This is a genomic window from Nonlabens marinus S1-08 (assembly GCF_000831385.1).
Classification (GTDB): domain Bacteria; phylum Bacteroidota; class Bacteroidia; order Flavobacteriales; family Flavobacteriaceae; genus Nonlabens; species Nonlabens marinus.
On record NZ_AP014548.1, the window covers coordinates 1,916,310 to 1,934,405 of the forward strand.

An 18,096-nucleotide genomic window follows, 5' to 3' on the forward strand; every position below is an offset into this window, starting at 1 on the left:
CATAACAACAATCTTCCAGAGCCTGCTCAAAAACAACACGTTCATGAAGCGAACTCCTCTAATCATATGGAAGAGGATGTCACCCCAGACTCCACTAATAACCTGGCTTCAACACCAGATGAGTCTAGTGATCTGAAATTTAGCAATAGAGTAGATCTATCTGATCTGTCAGAAGCTGTAGAAAAGGTAAAGAACGAGCTGCGCAAAGTCATTGTAGGTCAAGAAGAGATGATGGACCTTTTGATTGTTTCTATTCTTGCAAATGGTCACTCGTTGATTGAAGGAGTTCCTGGGGTAGCCAAGACGGTGACTGCTAAATTACTTGCTAAAACCATGCAGGTCGGTTTTTCTAGAATTCAGTTTACTCCAGACTTGATGCCAAGCGACATTCTAGGAACCTCTGTATTTTCTATGAAGAACAATGAATTTGAGTTCAAAAATGGACCGATTTTTTCAAATATCATTTTGATTGATGAGATCAATAGAGCTCCAGCAAAAACACAAGCGGCTCTTTTTGAAGCGATGGCAGAGCGTCAGGTGACTATTGATGGTAAAGAATATACGATGGAACGACCGTTCTTAGTATTTGCTACTCAAAATCCAATAGAGCAAGAAGGAACCTACCGACTGCCAGAGGCACAACTAGATCGTTTTCTATTTAAAATCAATGTGTCGTACCCTAACCTTGAAGAGGAAATTAAAATATTAGAAGGTAATCACCACCGTAAAAATGCAGTTCCAGAATCCTTGATTGAAGGCATTATGACGGCAGAGCAAATTGTGAGGCATCAGGAAACAGTTCGCGGCATTGTGGTAGAAGATAATTTGATCAAATACATTGCAGAGATTGTTTTGAATACGCGAGACAATGCTAACCTTTATTTAGGAGCGTCGCCTAGGGCATCTATTGCGATCATGAACGGCTCTAAAGCCTATGCAGCCATAATGGGTAGAGACTTTGTCACTCCAGATGATGTGAAGTACATAGCAAAGGCTGTTATGAGACACCGCATTATACTGACCCCAGAACGCGAGATGGAAGGCTTTACAGCAGATCGTGCGGTAAACCAAATATTAGAGACCATCGAGATCCCTAGATAGTGAAGAAAATTTTTAAAGCTACATTCCTTACGAAAAGGTTCTTTCAAGTATTGATTGCCATCGTACTCTTATTCATTCTAGCCTTCTTTTTTGAACGCTTAGAAGACTATTTAGTGCTTGGTTTCTTCATTTTGATAGGACTGCTTGTGGTGGATTTGTTCCTATTGTATTTGCCTAAATCTGGAGTCATGGGCAGTCGAGTGTTGCCTGATAAATTTTCTAATGGGGATGAAAACCCTGTTGAGATTCGCTTAAGAAACAATTACTCGTTTAAGGCATCTTATCGCATCATTGATGAGCTACCCGTGCAGTTTCAGAAAAGAGATTTTAAAATTGAGACTACACCAGAAAAGGGTAAAGCCCATACATTAACGTACACCGCTCGACCTGTGGAACGTGGTGAGTTTCATTTTGGTTCTTTGAATGTTTTTGTTAAATCTGGAATAGGTTTGGTGTGGCGTAAGTATATTTTTGACCATAATGCAATGGTGCCTAATTATCCCTCTTTTCTTCAAATGAGGAAATATGAACTGATGGCTTTTACGAATAAGCTCAAGGATTATGGGATGAAGAAAATCCGTAGGATAGGCCATACCATGGAATTTGAGCAAATTAAAGATTATACACTTGGTGATGATGTGCGGAATATCAACTGGAAAGCTACTGCCAAGCGTAATCAGTTAATGATCAACCAATTTCAGGATGAGAAGTCACAGCCGGTGTATTCTGTAATTGATAAAGGGCGAGTGATGAAAATGCCTTTTGAAGGGTTGAAACTGGTGGATTATGCCATAAACGCAACTCTAGTCATTTCAAATATTGCCTTGAAAAAAGGAGATAAAGCGGGTATGTTCAGTTTTTCGAGTAAAGTGGATAATCAAGTGATGGCGCAAAAACGGTCGTCACAAATGAATCTTATCTTAGAAACGCTATACAATCTGGAAACCGACTTTCGCGAAAGCGATTTCTCTAGACTTTATATAGACATCAAGCGCAAAATAACACAACGCAGTCTTTTATTGCTGTACACTAATTTTGAAACACTGGACGCATTGCACAGGCAATTGCCCTATTTACAAGCTATTGCTAAAAATCATTTATTAGTTGTGGTATTTTTTGAAAATACCGAGTTGTCCCAGATGCTAGAGGAACCTGTTGAGAATACACAGGATATTTTCACTAAAACTATTGCTGAAAAGTTCGCTTATGAAAAAAAGCTCATCGTTAATGAGCTTAATAAATTTGGAATACAAACGATTTTGACTAAGCCTCAAGAGCTTACGGTCAATACGATTAATAAGTATTTAGAGATAAAAGCTAGAGGGTTGCTCTAGTGAAAAGAACTAGTTAAGCGTATTCTAGACGCCTGCGAGTTTCCATGATTTCATGATACAACTTCTTAGCTTTAGAGTGAATCTCATTGGCCCTCTCGCGATTCCTCAAAGAGATTTCGAAAGATTTACGCATCAACTCGCTATACCTTCTTTCCTTTTTAATAAGTAGTCTTTCTTGTTCTGCTATTTGAATATCCGTCATTCCAGCCTTCTTCTTTCTGTAAATTCTGCTGCAAAACTATTGAATACCATGTAAACAAGCTTTTAAGGCCGTCCTAAGGTTTGTTAGAGAAAAGTTAAAACCGATTCGCTATACACTTGCTAGTCTTGTAATGCGAATACCCTTTTTAGCAAATCTGTAGTTCTTGCATTAACTTGAGTTCTAATTTGCACCTCTTCTTTAGCAATCATCGTAAAAACTCCTTCTAAAGCCTTTTGAGTCACATAATCTCTCAAGTCTGGATTCACATCATTTAACAAGGGGATTCTATTGTAACGGGTGATTGCATCTTCCCAAAGCCGGGTAGCACCAACTTCTCCCAGATTTTTATCAATCACTGGGGAGAACTTATTGTAAAGTTCTTGCTGAGTTTTGGACTGCAAATAAGCCGTTGCGGCTCTTTGATCACCTAATAAAATATTTTTCGCATCATTAAAGGTGATGTCTTTTACTGCATCTACAAAAATGGGCAAAGCTTCCTTAGTCGCTTCTTCAGCGGCGCGGTTGAGTAGTTTTAAACCTTCATCAGCGACGCTGCCTAATCCTATTTTGCGCAAGCCGTTATCTACTTCCTGTAATTCTTGGGGTAGTAAAATCTTTACCGCTTCATTTCTAAAAAAGCCATCGGTTGCAGATAATTTGATAACTTCTTGGGAAACACCTTTATTTAGAGCTTGACGTAAGCCATTTCCTATATCTGCTTGAGATAATGCTCCGGTTTGAGGAAGTTGACTGGCTATGGATTGAAGCTCTGCACAAGAGCTCAATACTGAAACTGCAAATGCAAGAATGATAATTCTCTTCATGGAAAACGTATTTTGATAAAGGTAAACGGCTCAAGGTTCTGCCTGTCGTAATAAAACGGTAAAACTGAAACGTAAAAAACCCGTCAATCGACGGGCTTTAAAAAGACTATGGTTCTTCAATTATTGATCAATAGACCCCATTACTTTTTGTGCAAAAGCATTGGCAGCTTCAATACCACTCATACCTTGTTCTACATTATTATGAACTTCTATTGCACCACAAATGTTAGTGATCAATTCGCCTACCACATCCATTTCTTCATCAGTTACAGATCTGTGTTCCACAAAATGCTCTAACACCTCAAGAGTACTTTCTAGTTGCTCTTTGTTAGCTCCTTTCTGTAGGTGTCTAATTACTGGTAACTTCATGTACGAGGTCTTTTAGATTTTCAAATTTGTTAGTTTGTACTTGGTTCACAAACGCTCCATCCTTGAAGGTCGCAAACGTAGGCAGGTTGTCTACCGTTGCTAGTTTTCTTGATTCTGGATACTTTTCAGCATCTGCTAGAATAAAGATCATATCCTCGTTTTCTGAAGCTAGTTTCTTGAACTTAGGCTTCATCACGCGACAGTTTCCACACCAGCTCGCCATGTATTGAACCACTACTTTTTTATTTCCTGCTACGATTTCCTGCAGGTTGTCTTGTTCTAAAGTTTGCATTTTTTTAGTATTAAGTATTAGGTACAAAGTATTAAGACACTTTGCTTTTCAAATTAAACGGTATCAAGTACAACGACCTCGCTAAAAGTCTTTGTACTTAATACTTGGTACTTTGTACTAAAATTAGTTTTGAGACAAGTACGCTGCAGTTGCTAGGCGATCTGCTTTCATAGCGTCTTTTCCTTCTTCCCAGTTTGCTGGACATACCTCACCATTCTTTTGAACGTGTGCATACGCATCAATCATTCTCAAGAATTCATTCACATTACGTCCTACGGGCATGTGATTTACACCTTCATGGAATACAGTTCCTTCCTCATCGATCAAGTAAGTCGCACGGAAGCTTACGTTATCGCCTTTCAACAAATACCCTTCAAGGTCGTCGTTGTATTCTTCATCTGCATCTAGAATATCTAACATGGTAGATAGGTTTCTATTAGAGTCAGCAATTAGCGGATACGTGATTCCTTCAATACCACCGTTATCTTTTGGCGTGTTTAACCAGGCAAAGTGAACTTCTGCAGTGTCACAAGAAGCACCTATGACCATGGTGTTTCTCTTTTCAAATTCTTCTAGAGCTTCTTGAAAAGCGTGAAGTTCAGTTGGGCATACAAAAGTGAAATCTTTTGGGTACCAGAATAAAAGTACTTTCTTGTTGTTGTTTTTTGCTTCTTCCAGAACGTTGATTTGAAACGTGTCGCCCATTTCGTTCATTGCGTTTACGTTAAGATCTGGAAATTTTCTTCCTACTATAGCCATTATAAATTTATTTTTTAATTGGCTGCAAAAGTAGGTGTCGCTTTCGCGAAAGCGAACTCAATCTAATTTAATGAACATATGTGATAATAGAATAAAACAATAGTAAGACAGCTTCAAAATAAGAACTGATTATATCATTCTTCTTGAGGTTTGATCTCGTTCACATCTACATTTTTACTGGCGGCAAAGTTGAAGCCGCTTTCCCACCAGGCTAGCATTTTTTGCTTGTTGAAAATCAGTGAGTTTGTGGTTAAAACGGTAGGTGTATAGTAAATGTTTATGATCGCATTTTTATTACTAGCTACAAATTTACCTATGGCGATGTTCTGCTTCTCAATGCGGTCCATCATAAATCCATGGAGATTAGTTAGCAGTGAAAATGGATTTTTAGCAGGTAAATTATTCAATTGGGTGACTTCTGTCTCTAAAACGATGACATCAAGCGTGGTCGCGCCACGTTCAATAGCCTCTTTAATAGGTACCATACTCCCAAAACCACCGTCGGCATAATCGCACCCATTTTTATGTGCCACACTCATAAACGGAATGTAGTTACAAGAAATCCAGATCCAATCGCAAAAATCTTCATAGGAGAAATCGCGTATGGATTTGTACTGGGTCTCATGGGAGGAAAGGTTAGAAACCGTTACCAACACGTCCTTGTCTGACGCCTTTAGTTGTTCAAACTCCGCCACCGTAAGGGTTTTACCAATGAGCTTTCGCAGGTTTTTACTTTCCCCAAAGGTTTTTTTTCCTTTCAAAAAACGCCTCAACACATTCCAGTGGTTAATACTAATTTGCTGGTGGTTGAATTTGTCTGTTTTGATTAAAAAAGGAGAATCGTTGAAAATGGACTTTTGATTGACGTGTGTATATACATCTTTGATTTTTTCAATTTTTTGAAGCGCCAAGTGAGAAATGAGCAAGCTACCTGTAGATGTTCCTATATACAGGTCATAGTCGTGGTGAAGTTCCTGAATCAAATACTGCGCAACGCCGCCCGCAAAAGCGCCCTTGCTGCCACCACCAGAAATAACTAATGCTCTCATAGGTTAATCGTCGCTATAGGGTGAAAGAAGGGTTGAGCAATAAATTAATTTCATATAGGATGAATTGAAATAAGCGTATAACCAAAGATACCCGAAACTTAGTCAGTTTCAGGTATCTTGAATTTCTAGTTTTTTTTGGTACCTATTAGATCGCACTCACTCTCCAAAGCACGCCACTGTCATCGTCGTTCACTAACAAACTTCCGTCCTTGTGAACAGTAACTCCTACAGGTCTACCGTATACATCTTTATCAGAGCCTTTAGCAGTAAAGCCGGTCAAGAAGTCCATCGGCGGTTGTGGTTTTCCTGCAGCGTCAAACGGGATAAAAACTACTTTGTATCCGCTTAATGGTTTGCGGTTCCAGGAACCGTGTTGGCCTATAAACGCCCCATTTTTGTAAAGCTTTGGAAATTGGTTTGCAGTATAAAATGTAAAACCTAAAGATGCGGTGTGTGGTCCTAGCGGCACATCTGGAACGATGGCTTTGTCAACCAATTCTTGATGTGGGTCTTCACTCCATCGTGGATCTTTAATATCTCCATAATAGGAGTAAGGCCAGCCGTACCAGCCGCCTTTTTTAACGCTGGTAGCATAATCAGGAACTAAGTTATTTCCTAATTTATCTCTTTCATTAACTGCTGTCCAAAGTTCGCCAGTAACTGGATTCCAGTCCATTCCAACTGGATTTCTTAGTCCAGTAGCGTATTCTATTTCTCCGCTTCCATCAGGGTTGATTTCCAGAATGGTGGCACGACGCTTTTCATATTCCATACCGTTTTCTCCAACATTGGATCCAGAACCTACCGAAATGTAGATTTTAGATTGGTCAGCATTCGTAATCAAGTTTCGAGTCCAGTGATTGTTATAACCACCTGCAGGCAAATCTAAAATTTTAGTTCCTGAGCCGTTAAGTTGTTCCATTCCATTGGTATATGGATATTGGTACAAGCCGTCCGTGTTTGCTACATAAAAGGTATTCCCAATAATCAACATCCCAAACGGCTGATTTAATCCGCTAACGAATACGTTTTGATAATCGGCTTCACCGTCCTTATCCGTATCGCGTAGCAAGGTGATTTGGTTCGCGCTATTTCTGGTGTTGGATTCTATGACAAATACATCTCCATTATCGTGAACATAAGTCCATCTTGGATGTTTTAACGCTTTCGCGAAAGCGTTTACTTTAAAACCTTCAGGAGCTGTAGGCATGTTGCCATCTTGCCAACCTATCACATTACTCACCAAAACTTCTGATTCAGTCGCGTAAGGCGCTGGTAAAGTAATTTCACCTATAGCGGTAGTTACTACTTGATTGGAATTATCGCTCATTTCTTCCTTGACTTCCTGCGGAGTGCTATCCTTAGGGTCTTTTGACTTACAGGAAATCAACAGTAAAGAAAATAATAACGTATATAAATACTTGTTCATAGCTTTTGTTTTGAAGTTATAAAAATAGGAGGTAAGGGGTAGAAAGGAGCTGTGGTTAACGGGATTTTAGGGAAAGGTTTTAAGAAAATAAGGCACAAGAAATTAGATGTAGTAGATTAATTGTAGTACAGAAAAAAATATGAATTAATATTTGTGCTTGCTTGTTTTGAACATAAAAAGTAGACCAGCCTCGAAAAAATTAGTCCTATTGATTCTATCGTAGTTCGCAATGAAACTCAATTTATCATTAATAAGAAACATTCTATAATAAACTGCATAAGTTAGGTACTTATTCCAGTAGCCTAGTTGCGCACCGTACTGTAATTGCAAATTGTAATGGTGTCTTTCAATGCCTATCGCTCCGCCAAAACCTTTATAATTATTGAAACTTTGAATACCAATTTTGGTCGTCAGTAAAGAGTTTATGAAGTTTAGACTTGTAACATTTGAAGATAGATTATAGGCTTCGAATTGAAAATTAGAATAATCCTTTTTAATGTACTCGATTGAGTTGTTGAAGAAAACCTTGCTAAATAATGAATTGTAATAGGTGAATTTTGTTTCATATGTCAAGTTATCTGCAAAGTCAGTAGCGATAGCTAATTTTAGTGATATTTTCTCCTGGAAACTTTCAAAGTGCATTAGGTTCTGCTCTTCTTGTCCATTACTAATTGAAATACCGTAGGGCGCAAAACTCAAATCTGAAAAACTACCAATTGACATCCAGATTCCACGTTCTCTAAAAGTCTGCATATTAACAGTTATGAACGCATTGTTCTCAAGTTCATATTCAACTACTTCATAGCCTGAAAGACTAAAGAGTAAAATGTTGAAACCTTCAGGAACCGTAATTTCAAATTTACCATCAAAATCGGTTTGTGTAATTACGTTTGTTCCTTTTACTGAAACTGTAGCGCCTAAAATTGGAGTTTCATTTTCTAATACCACTCCTTTATATACTTGACTAAAAGCTAAGTAATTCATTAGTAAGATCAGAATGGTCAGTAAGTCCTTCAATATGATCGTTTATAATATTTCTGGCTACAGCTCCACCTGCCTCTCACCAACTACCTTCCCAGAAAGTTCCTTAATCTTAATGCTAAACGCCGCAAACAGTAAGGTCATAAATGGCGATAGGTAATTAAAAATCGCATAAGGTAAATAAGAGACCACGTCAACACCTAATGTGGTGCTTTGATACGCTCCACAAGTATTCCAAGGGATCAGTACGGAAGTTACAGTACCAGAATCTTCCAGAGTTCTAGACAAGTTTTCTGGTGCTAGCCCTTTATCTCTATAGGCTTTAGCATACATTTTTCCTGGAACTACGATCGCTAGATATTGATCACTAGCCGTCACGTTAATGGCGAGACAACTCACCACCGTACTTGCAAACAATCCAAAAACCGAATCAAATAAATTCAATAGGGCCTTACTGATAGTAGCTAGTGCCCCTATCGCATCCATCACACCGCCGAAAACCATAGCGCAAACGATGAGCCAGATGGTTCCTAACATTCCTGCCATTCCACCTGCTTCAAATAACCCGGCAAGCTTTTCGCCTATTTCCACATTATCTGTGATAGGAGCTATGGAGGTGTCCACAGTAATAGCGTTCATGATGCCTTTATAAGCAGAAACCGTATCCCAATTCTCTAACCCACTAGCAGCAAGAACTAAATCTGGTTGGAAAAATAAAGCAGCGGCAGCCGCTAACAAGGTCCCGACTAGTAAAGCTACTAGAGGCGATACTTTCTTCACAATCATAGCAATAACTAGAACAGGAACTACAAATAGCCAAGGTGAGGTATTGAACGTATTGTCAATTGCGCTTTGGTAAGAGGAAATATCTGCTTTACCGGTATGCTCTATGGTGAAACCTAGAATCACAAAAACAATCAGCGTAATAATGATGGTCGGTACTGTGGTAAGCGTCATGTATTTGATGTGCGTAAACAAATCAGTTCCCGCCATGGCAGGAGCAAGATTTGTGGTATCACTTAACGGTGATAGCTTATCGCCAAAATAAGCCCCACTCAAGACCGCACCCGCAGTCATCCCAGCATTAATGTCTAGTGCTCCAGCAATACCTATTAGTGCAATACCCACAGTTGCGCTGGTCGTCCAGCTGCTTCCTGTTGCAACGGAGATGACCGCACAAATAACCACACAAGCAGCTAGAAAAATGGTCGGGTTCAAAATGTCAAGCCCATAGTAAATCATGGTGGGAATGATCCCGCTTATGAGCCACGTACCAGCCAGTGCACCTACCATTAATAAGATAAGGATGGCACCAGTAGTCGATTTTAAGTTTTGGGCGACTTCTTCAATCATGGTTTCATAAGAGACCTTATTAAAAAAGCCAACAATCGCAGCCACCGCTGCACCTAGTAAGAGGATAAATTGGTTAGATCCAGATAAGGCATCATCGCCATACACCACTAAAACATTAAAGGCAAGCATGCCTATAAGAGCGGCCACAGGGATCAAGGCTTCCCAAATGTTTAATTCTCTGTTTTCAATAATTTTTTCGTCCTCGTGGTTAATGTTTTGGCTTTCCATGTAAAATAAAGATGTCCGTAATGTTACAACTTTGCAATTGCAGTTGCAAACCCTATTCGTGCCTTACATAGGTTTCTAGCAGTTTTTTCTCATATCCTAGCTTTCGCGAAAGCGTAACTGCCACCCGCATCAAAGGACGCAACAATTTGAATAACAAGGAGTCCACTTGTGTATCACCCCATTCCAATAAGAGTACGGCATAAAAAGGATTATACGGAATTTGATTTGGACCAAATGTTTTTCCATCACTTACCAACCCAAAAAGTACGGCCATAAAGTTCTCAAAACCGGGTTGACCAGGTTCTAATCGCGCGCGAAAAACGATCGGCACGTCATTAGGATTGTAAAATCGGTGGTTGTGCCTGATGGGTACTTTGAATTTCTCTCCTGGTGTCAGGCGTAGTTCTTTTCCTAGATAGTGAACTCCTAATATTCCCTCAATAGGCTCAAATTCTTCCGTGAACTGCTGGTGGTAATGCACAGGGTTACCACCTCCAGGTTGTAGCTCTACTTCTATATATGTGTAAGTGCCATCCGTGCTTCGGCTGGTAGCGAGTAGCGTTGCTTTTTCTTTAGTAATGGGATTCCTATAGATAGTTGGCATGCTCAAAGCTAAGTGCTAGCACATGCATTTGTTTGATAAAGTGATAATAAATACCAATTAGCAGGCTTTACTTAGGCCGCTTTTAAATAGTATTTTTGTATTCCAAAAATTTTAAGGATGTCAGAGCAAATAGAACGAATAAAGTGTTTGATTATCGGGTCAGGACCCGCAGGATATACCGCAGCTATATATGCAGCACGTGCAGATATGCACCCTATCATGTACACAGGGATGGAACCTGGTGGACAATTAACTACAACGACAGAGGTGGATAATTTTCCTGGATATCCAGACGGTATCGATGGACCAGCGATGATGGTAGATTTACAAAAACAAGCGGAACGTTTTGGTACTGAAGTTCGATTTGGTATGGTAACGGCTGTAGAGTTTTCTAATGAAAGAGGTGGAATTCACAAAGTGACTGTCGACGGTAAAACAAACCTAGAAGCAAATACGGTAATTATTTCTACAGGAGCATCTGCAAAATATTTAGGATTAGAGAGTGAGCAACGTTTGCGCGGTGGTGGTGTAAGTGCTTGTGCAGTATGTGATGGTTTTTTCTATAAAAATCAAGATGTAGCTATTGTTGGAGCAGGAGATACGGCTGCAGAGGAAGCATCATACCTAGCCAAAATATGTAAAAGCGTTACGATGCTTGTCCGTAAAGATTATATGAAAGCTTCTAAAGCCATGCAACACCGGGTACATAGCCTAAAAAACATTGAGGTGCTTTATAACAGCGAGGTGGATGAGGTGCTAGGTGATAATGTAGTAGAAGGTTTGCGCATCGTGAATAATGAAACTGGAAACAAACATGACATCGAGATCACAGGATTGTTTATCGCTATAGGTCACAAACCTAACACAGACATCTTCAAAGGACAGCTGGATATGGGTGCTGATGGATATTTGAAAACCACACCAGGAACTACTAAAACTAATTTACCAGGTGTGTTTGCCAGTGGTGATGTCCAGGATAAAATCTACCGTCAAGCAGTCACTGCTGCTGGATCTGGTTGTATGGCGGCTCTAGATGCAGAACGTTATCTTGCCGACATAGGCGTGGTGGCAGAGGTGAAGGCTGGAGACTATAGTATTGAGTAACCCTAGAAATAGCAGAATAAAAAAATCCCTTGCTGGCAACGCCAGCAAGGGATTTTTAGTTGGTTCAAATGATGATTATCCCTTCATCAAAGCAGCCTTGCCAGCAAACTCTACCATGTCAATTTTGGCGCTGTTGTAAAGTGTTGTCTTAGAATCCCCAGAGGCTCTCAGTTCTATATTGTTAGATACGTTTACGGTAGCTTCAGCGTCTTTTTTGATGTTCAGCTTAAGATCTTTAAGGTCCAATTTTTCAGCGGTCAGACTACACTTTCCTTCCAGTACCATACTGGAATCGTCTGCATCTCCTTCCATACGTGCCGCGGCACGATCTGTCATCATAAAGTCAATTTGTTTGTACATTACTAAAGCTTTCGTGTCAGAAGAACCAGTCAAGTTGAATTGTGCAGTATCACCACTCAAATTACATTCTGACCTGGAGTCTGCCATTCCATTAAAAGTCAAGTTATTGACACGTCCAGTTAGAAACACCTTAGCATCGTCTTTTACATTAACTTGTAAGTTGTCCATTCTCAAATTTGTCACGGTAGAGATTTCAGCATCCTCAAAGGCTGTGATTTTATTCATTCCAGGCGTATAAATCACAGTTATTTTCATGCGTTTGCTGCGTCTGATATCTGCCGATGTTTTTACCGTAAGAATCCCACCTATTACGTCAACATTGATATACTGGTGTAAATTAGAGTCAGTTGCGATATCCACTTTGGGTTCTGGCCCTTCAGCAAGGGATACCTCAAAATCTTCTCCTATGCTGACTTCTTGGAATTCTGTTAATTCAATAATTCTTGTAGTGACATCTCGGTTGCCTTTTACTTTTTGCGCTTTCGCGAAAGCGAAACTCAATAAAAGGACTGTTACTATTCCTATATTTTTCATTCTGTTCGTTTGAACTCAAAATTAACGAAAAACCGCTCCACAACAGTGAAACGGTTCTTAATGTATTGCCTAAATTATAGGAGGATCCAGTCGATGAGGTAATAGAGTAATGCTATCATGGCTGTTCCTTTTTAGAGTTCCATGCGATAGTTTTTACATCTGTTTTTGTGGTGACCCATCCTTCATCCTCTTTTGATTGTACCGCATCATTTTGAGAAACTCCATCGTTACCATCATATTTCCAATCTCCATCATTTTCTTCTACTGGAACACTGGGTTGCGTGATGCTGTCGTTTGAAATTTCCTCGACTTCTTTCACCTCTTCTATCACGGGACAATCCAGACATACTGCTTTACCGTCTTTGATCTGGTAGGTATACTCATTGTTATTACCCAGGTTGAAGGCATCGTTGCTTATCCAGGATCTATAACGCTCGCCGAATCGTTCATTGAATCTAGCTTTAGTAGCTTCTGGTAGATAGATCATCACCTCAATATCTGGATCGATAAATCTACTATCCTTAGGCAGCGTGAAATAATCCGAAGCTACAAAGGAAGAGTCTGTCAACTTGTATTCAAATTGAATTGCTTTTGCGCGTTCCTTGGCTTGTTCAAAGCTGGAGCCTTTTCCTTTATATAGGATTTCTACTCTAGCCACAGAATCTGTGGTTGAGCCTATAGCAAACTTAGTTTCGTAGTACCTGATCATCTCTACACCATTGACCTTGTCAAAATCAATTTGAAACGCTCGTCGATTACTATTATAACGGCCTTGATTTCCAGAATCGGTTAATTCTAATGAAAACACCTTTTCCTTATCAACACTAAATTTCTCTGTTTTTTGGACGGTCGCGTCGATCGCCTGGCTCGCTGCAATTCTACCTATCATGATACTCAAAGCAATGACAGCAACAATCCAAACCGCTGCTAGCGAAATGTAAACTTTAGAACCTAAAGCTTTCAAGTTACTTACTAAGAGCCTAAGACCCAGCACGGCCAACAAGAACAAGGGTATTCCCGCTGTCAATATAATGGCTAGTATGAGCCAAAAGCTTGCAAATTCAGAAGGTACTACCAGATCAAATATATTGAGCAGGCTGTAACCGTCTATATTGATAAAACTTGCTGTAATAGTAGAGACAATCAAGGCAACTAGGGCAATGGTTGAAACCAAGAAGAGCAAAAGTCCAAATATTTTGACTATGGCTTTTAAAATTCCCTTTATGATTCTGCCCAGTACACTGAAGAAACGAACGGTACCTCTTTTTCCCTTTTGACCTACGATACGGTAGTCGGCGTCGGTCTTCCCGTCGACTACTGGTTCAAAACCCGACTTGAAGTTCTCTTCAATATTAGATATGTTCACTTCTTTGCCCATCATGGTCAAACGTTGGTTTGTTGTTACCGCATCTGGAACAAAAATCCATAAGATCAAATAGATAAAGAAGGAAAAGCCAGAGGTCAAGAACAAAGTAACGATCCATAAAACGCGAACCCAAACAGTGTCAATCCCTAAGTAATAGCCCAATCCAGAACTTACACCACCTATATAACCGTTTTGTGTATCTCTAAATAATTGCTTGCTTCTCATAGCATAAGCAGGGCGCTTAGCTTTAGATTCGGACTCGTTGAAGATCTCTTCGTCTACTTCATAATCTTCTGGTTGGCCCATGATGTCTATCACGGCTTCTACATGTCCTATGGATATGACTTGTTGATCGTTAGCACGCTTTTCTAGGAAAAGCTCTGCAATTCTGGATTCTATATCGCTCATGATCTCGTCAGCGCCAGTAGTTCCTGCAAAGGACCTGCGTACCGCAGCCAGATAACGCTGTAAGCGTTGATAGGCATCTTCGTCTATGTGGAAGAACAGCCCAGCGAGGTTGATGTTGATGGTCTTGTTCATGATGTTTGAGTTTTAGGTTTGGTAACTAGGTTTACGGCATTTTTAAGATCATCCCATGTGCTGGAAAGTTCTGTCAGGAAAATTTTCCCTGTTTCAGTCAGGCCATAGTATTTACGAGGTGGCCCGCCCGTGCTTTCTTCCCATCTATAATTAAGGAGTCCGGCATTTTTAAGTCTGGTGAGCAGTGGATAGATCGTTCCTTCCACTACCAGGAGTTTAGCATCTTTCAAAGTCTCAAGGATCTCTGCCACATAGGCATCTTCTTCCTTAAGAATGGATAGAATGCAGTACTCCAGTACGCCTTTGCGCATTTGCGCCTTTGTGTTTTCTATCTTCATGTTAGTCTGTATTAGTAGTTTCCTTCTCGCTATGGTCAGGAATAAAATTGATGGTTAGTGGGTAATGATACATTTCACCTTCATGTGCTTTCATGGCAGCCTTGATGGTACACACAAGATCTACAATAGCAAGTGCCAGTATCAAGGTTCCACAAATAATACCACTAGCGACAATGGTAGAAAAGATTCCCATGTCTTCCGCAAACGGGAAATAATGGCCATCCATTTGCTCCCATAGGGTTGGCCCGCCTGATATCATACTGCCTATAATGATACCGCCACCAATGAACGCGAGAATAACCGTCCATAAGGTGATGCTCAATTGAAAGTTGATAGCCTGTTTCCCGTGCCTATCGATAAAATCCGACTTCTTAGAATTGACCATCCACAATAAAATGGGGAGGATAAAATTTCCAAGAGGAAACAACCACTTTCCAAATGTGGCTAAATGTATTCCCATGGCAATATTGCGATGGTTGAATTGGTTTTGTTTTTCCATGACCTATTAATTTCTTATGCAAATATATATCTAAAAGATAGTATTATGCAATACAAAGTACCATATATTTTTTAATTGATAGATGTTTGAATGCAGTTCGCTTTCGCGAAAGCTTAATGATATCAGTTGTTACGGCTTATTTTGCCCTATGGAAATAATTTTCAAATTATAGTGGTGTAAAACTCATAAGTCAGACAATATTGATAAAACAGATATGAAATGAGACCCGCAAATGCTATCTTAGCCATCAACTGGACTCATCCTGGATTCCATTTTATATCATTTCTATGGCAAGTATTACACCTTTCAATATCAACACCTTTGTATTTTTCAAATTACCCAGTTGTTGGTGGAGCGGTGTTCGCGTTAAAGAAATTACACCAGAGCAATGCGTGGTAAGCGTTAAACACCGTTGGTTCAATCAAAATCCTTTCAACAGCATGTATTTTGCCGTGCAAGCAATGGCAGCAGAACTTTCAACGGGTGCTTTAGTCATGTCTGCCATCAAGAATTCCAATGCTAAAGTCAGCATGCTGGTGGCTAATAACGAAGCTACGTTTACTAAAAAGGCCACGGGTCGCATCACATTTACCTGCAATGATGGGGAAGCCATTACAGCTGCAATTCAAAAAACTGTAACTACTGGTGAAGGTCAAACCCTATGGATGGAATCCAGCGGTTTTAATGAAGAGGGGATTCAGGTGAGCAAATTTCGTTTTGAGTGGACGGTAAAACGTAAAGGTTGATTTCCATCTAATTTTGAGCCTTTTATAACAATCATAGAGAGCAACGCAGCCTATCTTGGTGCCATGAAAGCAACCTTCCAGAAATATACGTTAGAATTCAAACAACCCGCAGGAACTTCTCGTGGTGTACTCCATACTAAAGACACCTACTATTTAATCCTTGATAATGGAACAGAGAAAGGAATAGGGGAGTGCAACTTGTTCAAAGGCTTGTCCAGTGACGACCGGCCCGGTTATGAAGAGAAGTTGCAATGGGTTTGCGACCATATAGGAATGAAACCAGCCCAAATGATGGAAGCGCTACAAGACTGGCCTTCCATTCTTTTTGGCTATGAAATGGCCATGCAATCCCTACAATCGGCTGATCCGTTTACTTTATTCCCATCACCTTTTACAGAGTCTCAAGACTCAATTCCTATCAATGGTTTAGTCTGGATGGGTGATCAAAAATTCATGATGACCCAGTTAGAAGAGAAATTGGCTTCTGGTTTTGATTGTATCAAATTGAAGATAGGCGCGATCGACTTTGATGCTGAGATGGAGCTGTTGAAGTCGATACGATCTCGCTTTCGCGAAAGCGAAGTCACCATAAGAGTCGATGCAAACGGCGCTTTCAAACCGTCAGAAGTTCTATCCAAGCTTGATGAGATTTCAAAATATAAGGTGCATAGCATTGAACAACCCATTAAGGCAGGACAATGGCAAGAAATGGCGCAATTATGCGAGAAGACTCCTTTACCCATTGCACTGGATGAAGAGTTAATTGGGATATATCAGCCTGAAGAGCGCGAACAATGCCTGGAAACTATAAGACCTCAATACATTATACTGAAACCGGCGTTGGTAGGAGGTTTCGCTAATTCCAGAGCATGGATCAATCTAGCGACAGAGCGCAGTATAGGCTGGTGGATGACCAGTGCGCTGGAATCTAATGTAGGTTTAAATGCCATAGCACAATTCACCTATACATTAGGAGTTAAAATGCCTCAGGGCCTAGGAACTGGTGGCTTATACACTAATAACATAGAATCGCCATTAGAAATTAAGAAGGGAAGCTTGTACTGTAACGATACAGCTGGCTGGAAGACTAACCTTCTAAATCAATAATTATGTTTATTAAAAGAGCTGCTAATGCACAGAATGAAGCCTGGCGTTGGCTATTAGGCTTGTTAGTAATCTTTCTTGGATGTCAATTATTAGGAGCCATTCCCTTTACTATAGCTATTGCAGCTAAAGCTGTTAGTGACGGCAATATAGCGGTGTTGAGTGATCAATCTGCTTTGATGTCCTATTTACCTTCTAACGTTACTTTTTTCTTTTTGATGTTTACGTTTGTGATAGGTACCGTTGTATGGTGGTTATGGGTGAAGTATGTACATAAACTTACCTGGACCCAAGCGACCACCAGTAGAGCAAAATTTGACTGGAGTCGTACCTGGTTTGCATTTGGAATTGTTGGGATTACCTCAATCATCACAACGGTCGCAGGATATTATCTAATGCCAGAAGATTACCTATGGAATTTTGATCCAGTTAACTTTGGGATCTTGTTTGTATTAGCGATTATTTTAGTGCCTATACAGACGACTTGGGAGGAGTTGTACTTCCGTAGTTATATGATGCAGGGAGTAGGATTGATGGCAAAAAATAGGGCAGTACCTTTCATATTGACTTCGGTGGTTTTTGGGATGATGCACATTTTTAATCCTGAAATAGGAAAGCTGGGCTACACTGTTATGTTTTGGTACATTGGAACTGGATTTCTATTAGGACTTTTCACTTTGATGGATGAAGGAACGGAACTGGCGATAGGTTTTCATGCAGCAAATAACTTGTTTATTGCGTTGCTTGTCACAGCAGACTGGACCGCTTTTCAAACCGAATCACTGTTGATTGATATTTCAGATCCTGAAGTGAATTTTACCACATTTATTCCTCTATTGGTTTATTATCCGCTCCTAGTTCTTTTATTTGCATGGAAGTATAAGTGGAAGAATTGGAACCAACGATTGTTCGGTAAGATCGAGTTGCCACTCCAGACGGAAGCCGACGACTCCACATTCGAAAATCCTTAAACCTACATT

The 18,096-nt window shown here is 40.0% G+C and carries 20 protein-coding genes; 6 read left to right on the plus strand and 14 right to left on the minus strand.

Annotated elements, in window-relative coordinates; all coding sequences use genetic code 11:
• Positions 1-66 precede the first annotated feature (66 nt).
• Positions 67-1,101: an AAA family ATPase gene (locus NMS_RS08805; RefSeq protein ID WP_041497612.1), complete on the plus strand. Its 1,035-nt coding sequence runs from the start codon at positions 67-69 to the stop codon at positions 1,099-1,101.
• Entirely contained in the window at positions 1,101-2,435 is a 1,335-nt protein-coding gene (locus tag NMS_RS08810; RefSeq protein WP_041496371.1) for a DUF58 domain-containing protein, read from the plus strand. Before NMS_RS08805 ends, NMS_RS08810 begins: the two co-directional genes overlap by 1 nt.
• A 13-nt stretch (positions 2,436-2,448) precedes the next feature.
• Here the strand turns inward: NMS_RS08810 and NMS_RS08815 are convergent, their stop codons facing one another.
• The 10 genes from NMS_RS08815 to NMS_RS08860 all read right to left on the minus strand — a co-directional run bounded on the left by NMS_RS08815 (position 2,449) and on the right by NMS_RS08860 (position 10,525).
• Complete coding sequence (locus NMS_RS08815; RefSeq protein ID WP_041496372.1) at positions 2,449-2,637, minus strand: hypothetical protein; 189 nt, start codon at positions 2,635-2,637, stop codon at positions 2,449-2,451.
• A gap of 119 nt (positions 2,638-2,756) precedes the next feature.
• The gene (locus tag NMS_RS08820; protein ID WP_041496373.1) at positions 2,757-3,461 is read right to left on the minus strand and encodes a DUF4197 domain-containing protein; all 705 of its coding nucleotides are present in this window, start codon (positions 3,459-3,461) and stop codon (positions 2,757-2,759) included.
• A 120-nt stretch (positions 3,462-3,581) separates the two neighbouring features.
• Positions 3,582-3,830, minus strand: coding sequence for a DUF6952 family protein (locus NMS_RS08825; RefSeq protein WP_041496374.1), 249 nt, complete (start codon positions 3,828-3,830; stop codon positions 3,582-3,584).
• Positions 3,811-4,122, minus strand: a complete 312-nt coding sequence (locus tag NMS_RS08830) for a thioredoxin family protein (protein ID WP_041496375.1) — start codon at positions 4,120-4,122, stop codon at positions 3,811-3,813. Before NMS_RS08830 ends, NMS_RS08825 begins: the two co-directional genes overlap by 20 nt.
• A gap of 123 nt (positions 4,123-4,245) precedes the next feature.
• Positions 4,246-4,881 carry a peroxiredoxin gene (locus NMS_RS08835; RefSeq protein WP_041496376.1) on the minus strand — a complete coding sequence of 212 codons (636 nt, stop codon included), beginning with the start codon at positions 4,879-4,881 and terminating at the stop codon, positions 4,246-4,248.
• A gap of 134 nt (positions 4,882-5,015) precedes the next feature.
• A complete protein-coding gene (locus NMS_RS08840) occupies positions 5,016-5,930 on the minus strand; it encodes a patatin-like phospholipase family protein (RefSeq protein WP_041496377.1) in 915 nt (304 codons plus the stop codon).
• A gap of 145 nt (positions 5,931-6,075) precedes the next feature.
• Complete coding sequence (locus NMS_RS08845; protein ID WP_041496378.1) at positions 6,076-7,359, minus strand: PQQ-dependent sugar dehydrogenase; 1,284 nt, start codon at positions 7,357-7,359, stop codon at positions 6,076-6,078.
• Positions 7,360-7,503: 144 nt separating this feature from the next.
• Entirely contained in the window at positions 7,504-8,376 is an 873-nt protein-coding gene (locus NMS_RS08850; protein ID WP_197539484.1) for a carboxypeptidase-like regulatory domain-containing protein, read from the minus strand.
• A gap of 24 nt (positions 8,377-8,400) precedes the next feature.
• Entirely contained in the window at positions 8,401-9,921 is a 1,521-nt protein-coding gene (gene nhaC / locus NMS_RS08855; RefSeq protein WP_041496380.1) for a Na+/H+ antiporter NhaC, read from the minus strand.
• Positions 9,922-9,973: 52 nt separating this feature from the next.
• Positions 9,974-10,525 (minus strand): cupin domain-containing protein, encoded by a 552-nt coding sequence (locus NMS_RS08860; protein WP_041496381.1) that lies wholly within the window; start codon positions 10,523-10,525, stop codon positions 9,974-9,976.
• Between the two features lie 117 nt (positions 10,526-10,642).
• Between NMS_RS08860 and trxB the strand changes: the two genes are divergently transcribed.
• Positions 10,643-11,629, plus strand: a complete 987-nt coding sequence (trxB, locus tag NMS_RS08865; protein ID WP_041496382.1) for a thioredoxin-disulfide reductase — start codon at positions 10,643-10,645, stop codon at positions 11,627-11,629.
• A 75-nt stretch (positions 11,630-11,704) separates the two neighbouring features.
• Here trxB and NMS_RS08870 read toward each other — a convergent pair whose 3' ends face one another.
• The 4 genes from NMS_RS08870 to NMS_RS08885 form a co-directional block, all read right to left on the minus strand.
• The gene (locus NMS_RS08870; protein ID WP_041496383.1) at positions 11,705-12,523 is read right to left on the minus strand and encodes a GIN domain-containing protein; all 819 of its coding nucleotides are present in this window, start codon (positions 12,521-12,523) and stop codon (positions 11,705-11,707) included.
• A 115-nt stretch (positions 12,524-12,638) separates the two neighbouring features.
• Positions 12,639-14,429, minus strand: a complete 1,791-nt coding sequence (locus NMS_RS08875; RefSeq protein WP_052476868.1) for a PspC domain-containing protein — start codon at positions 14,427-14,429, stop codon at positions 12,639-12,641.
• Positions 14,426-14,767 carry a PadR family transcriptional regulator gene (locus NMS_RS08880; protein WP_041496384.1) on the minus strand — a complete coding sequence of 114 codons (342 nt, stop codon included), beginning with the start codon at positions 14,765-14,767 and terminating at the stop codon, positions 14,426-14,428. The genes NMS_RS08875 and NMS_RS08880 overlap by 4 nt, the downstream gene beginning before the upstream one ends.
• A gap of 1 nt (position 14,768) precedes the next feature.
• Entirely contained in the window at positions 14,769-15,266 is a 498-nt protein-coding gene (locus NMS_RS08885; protein ID WP_041496385.1) for a DUF4870 domain-containing protein, read from the minus strand.
• 287 nt (positions 15,267-15,553) lie between these two features.
• Between NMS_RS08885 and NMS_RS08890 the strand changes: the two genes are divergently transcribed.
• The 3 genes from NMS_RS08890 (at position 15,554) to NMS_RS08900 (ending at position 18,087) form a co-directional block, all read left to right on the plus strand.
• Complete coding sequence (locus NMS_RS08890; protein ID WP_041496386.1) at positions 15,554-16,012, plus strand: DUF4442 domain-containing protein; 459 nt, start codon at positions 15,554-15,556, stop codon at positions 16,010-16,012.
• A 63-nt stretch (positions 16,013-16,075) separates the two neighbouring features.
• Positions 16,076-17,119 carry an o-succinylbenzoate synthase gene (locus NMS_RS08895; RefSeq protein WP_041496387.1) on the plus strand — a complete coding sequence of 348 codons (1,044 nt, stop codon included), beginning with the start codon at positions 16,076-16,078 and terminating at the stop codon, positions 17,117-17,119.
• A gap of 2 nt (positions 17,120-17,121) precedes the next feature.
• Positions 17,122-18,087: a CPBP family intramembrane glutamic endopeptidase gene (locus tag NMS_RS08900; RefSeq protein ID WP_041496388.1), complete on the plus strand. Its 966-nt coding sequence runs from the start codon at positions 17,122-17,124 to the stop codon at positions 18,085-18,087.
• Positions 18,088-18,096: the final 9 nt, after the last annotated feature.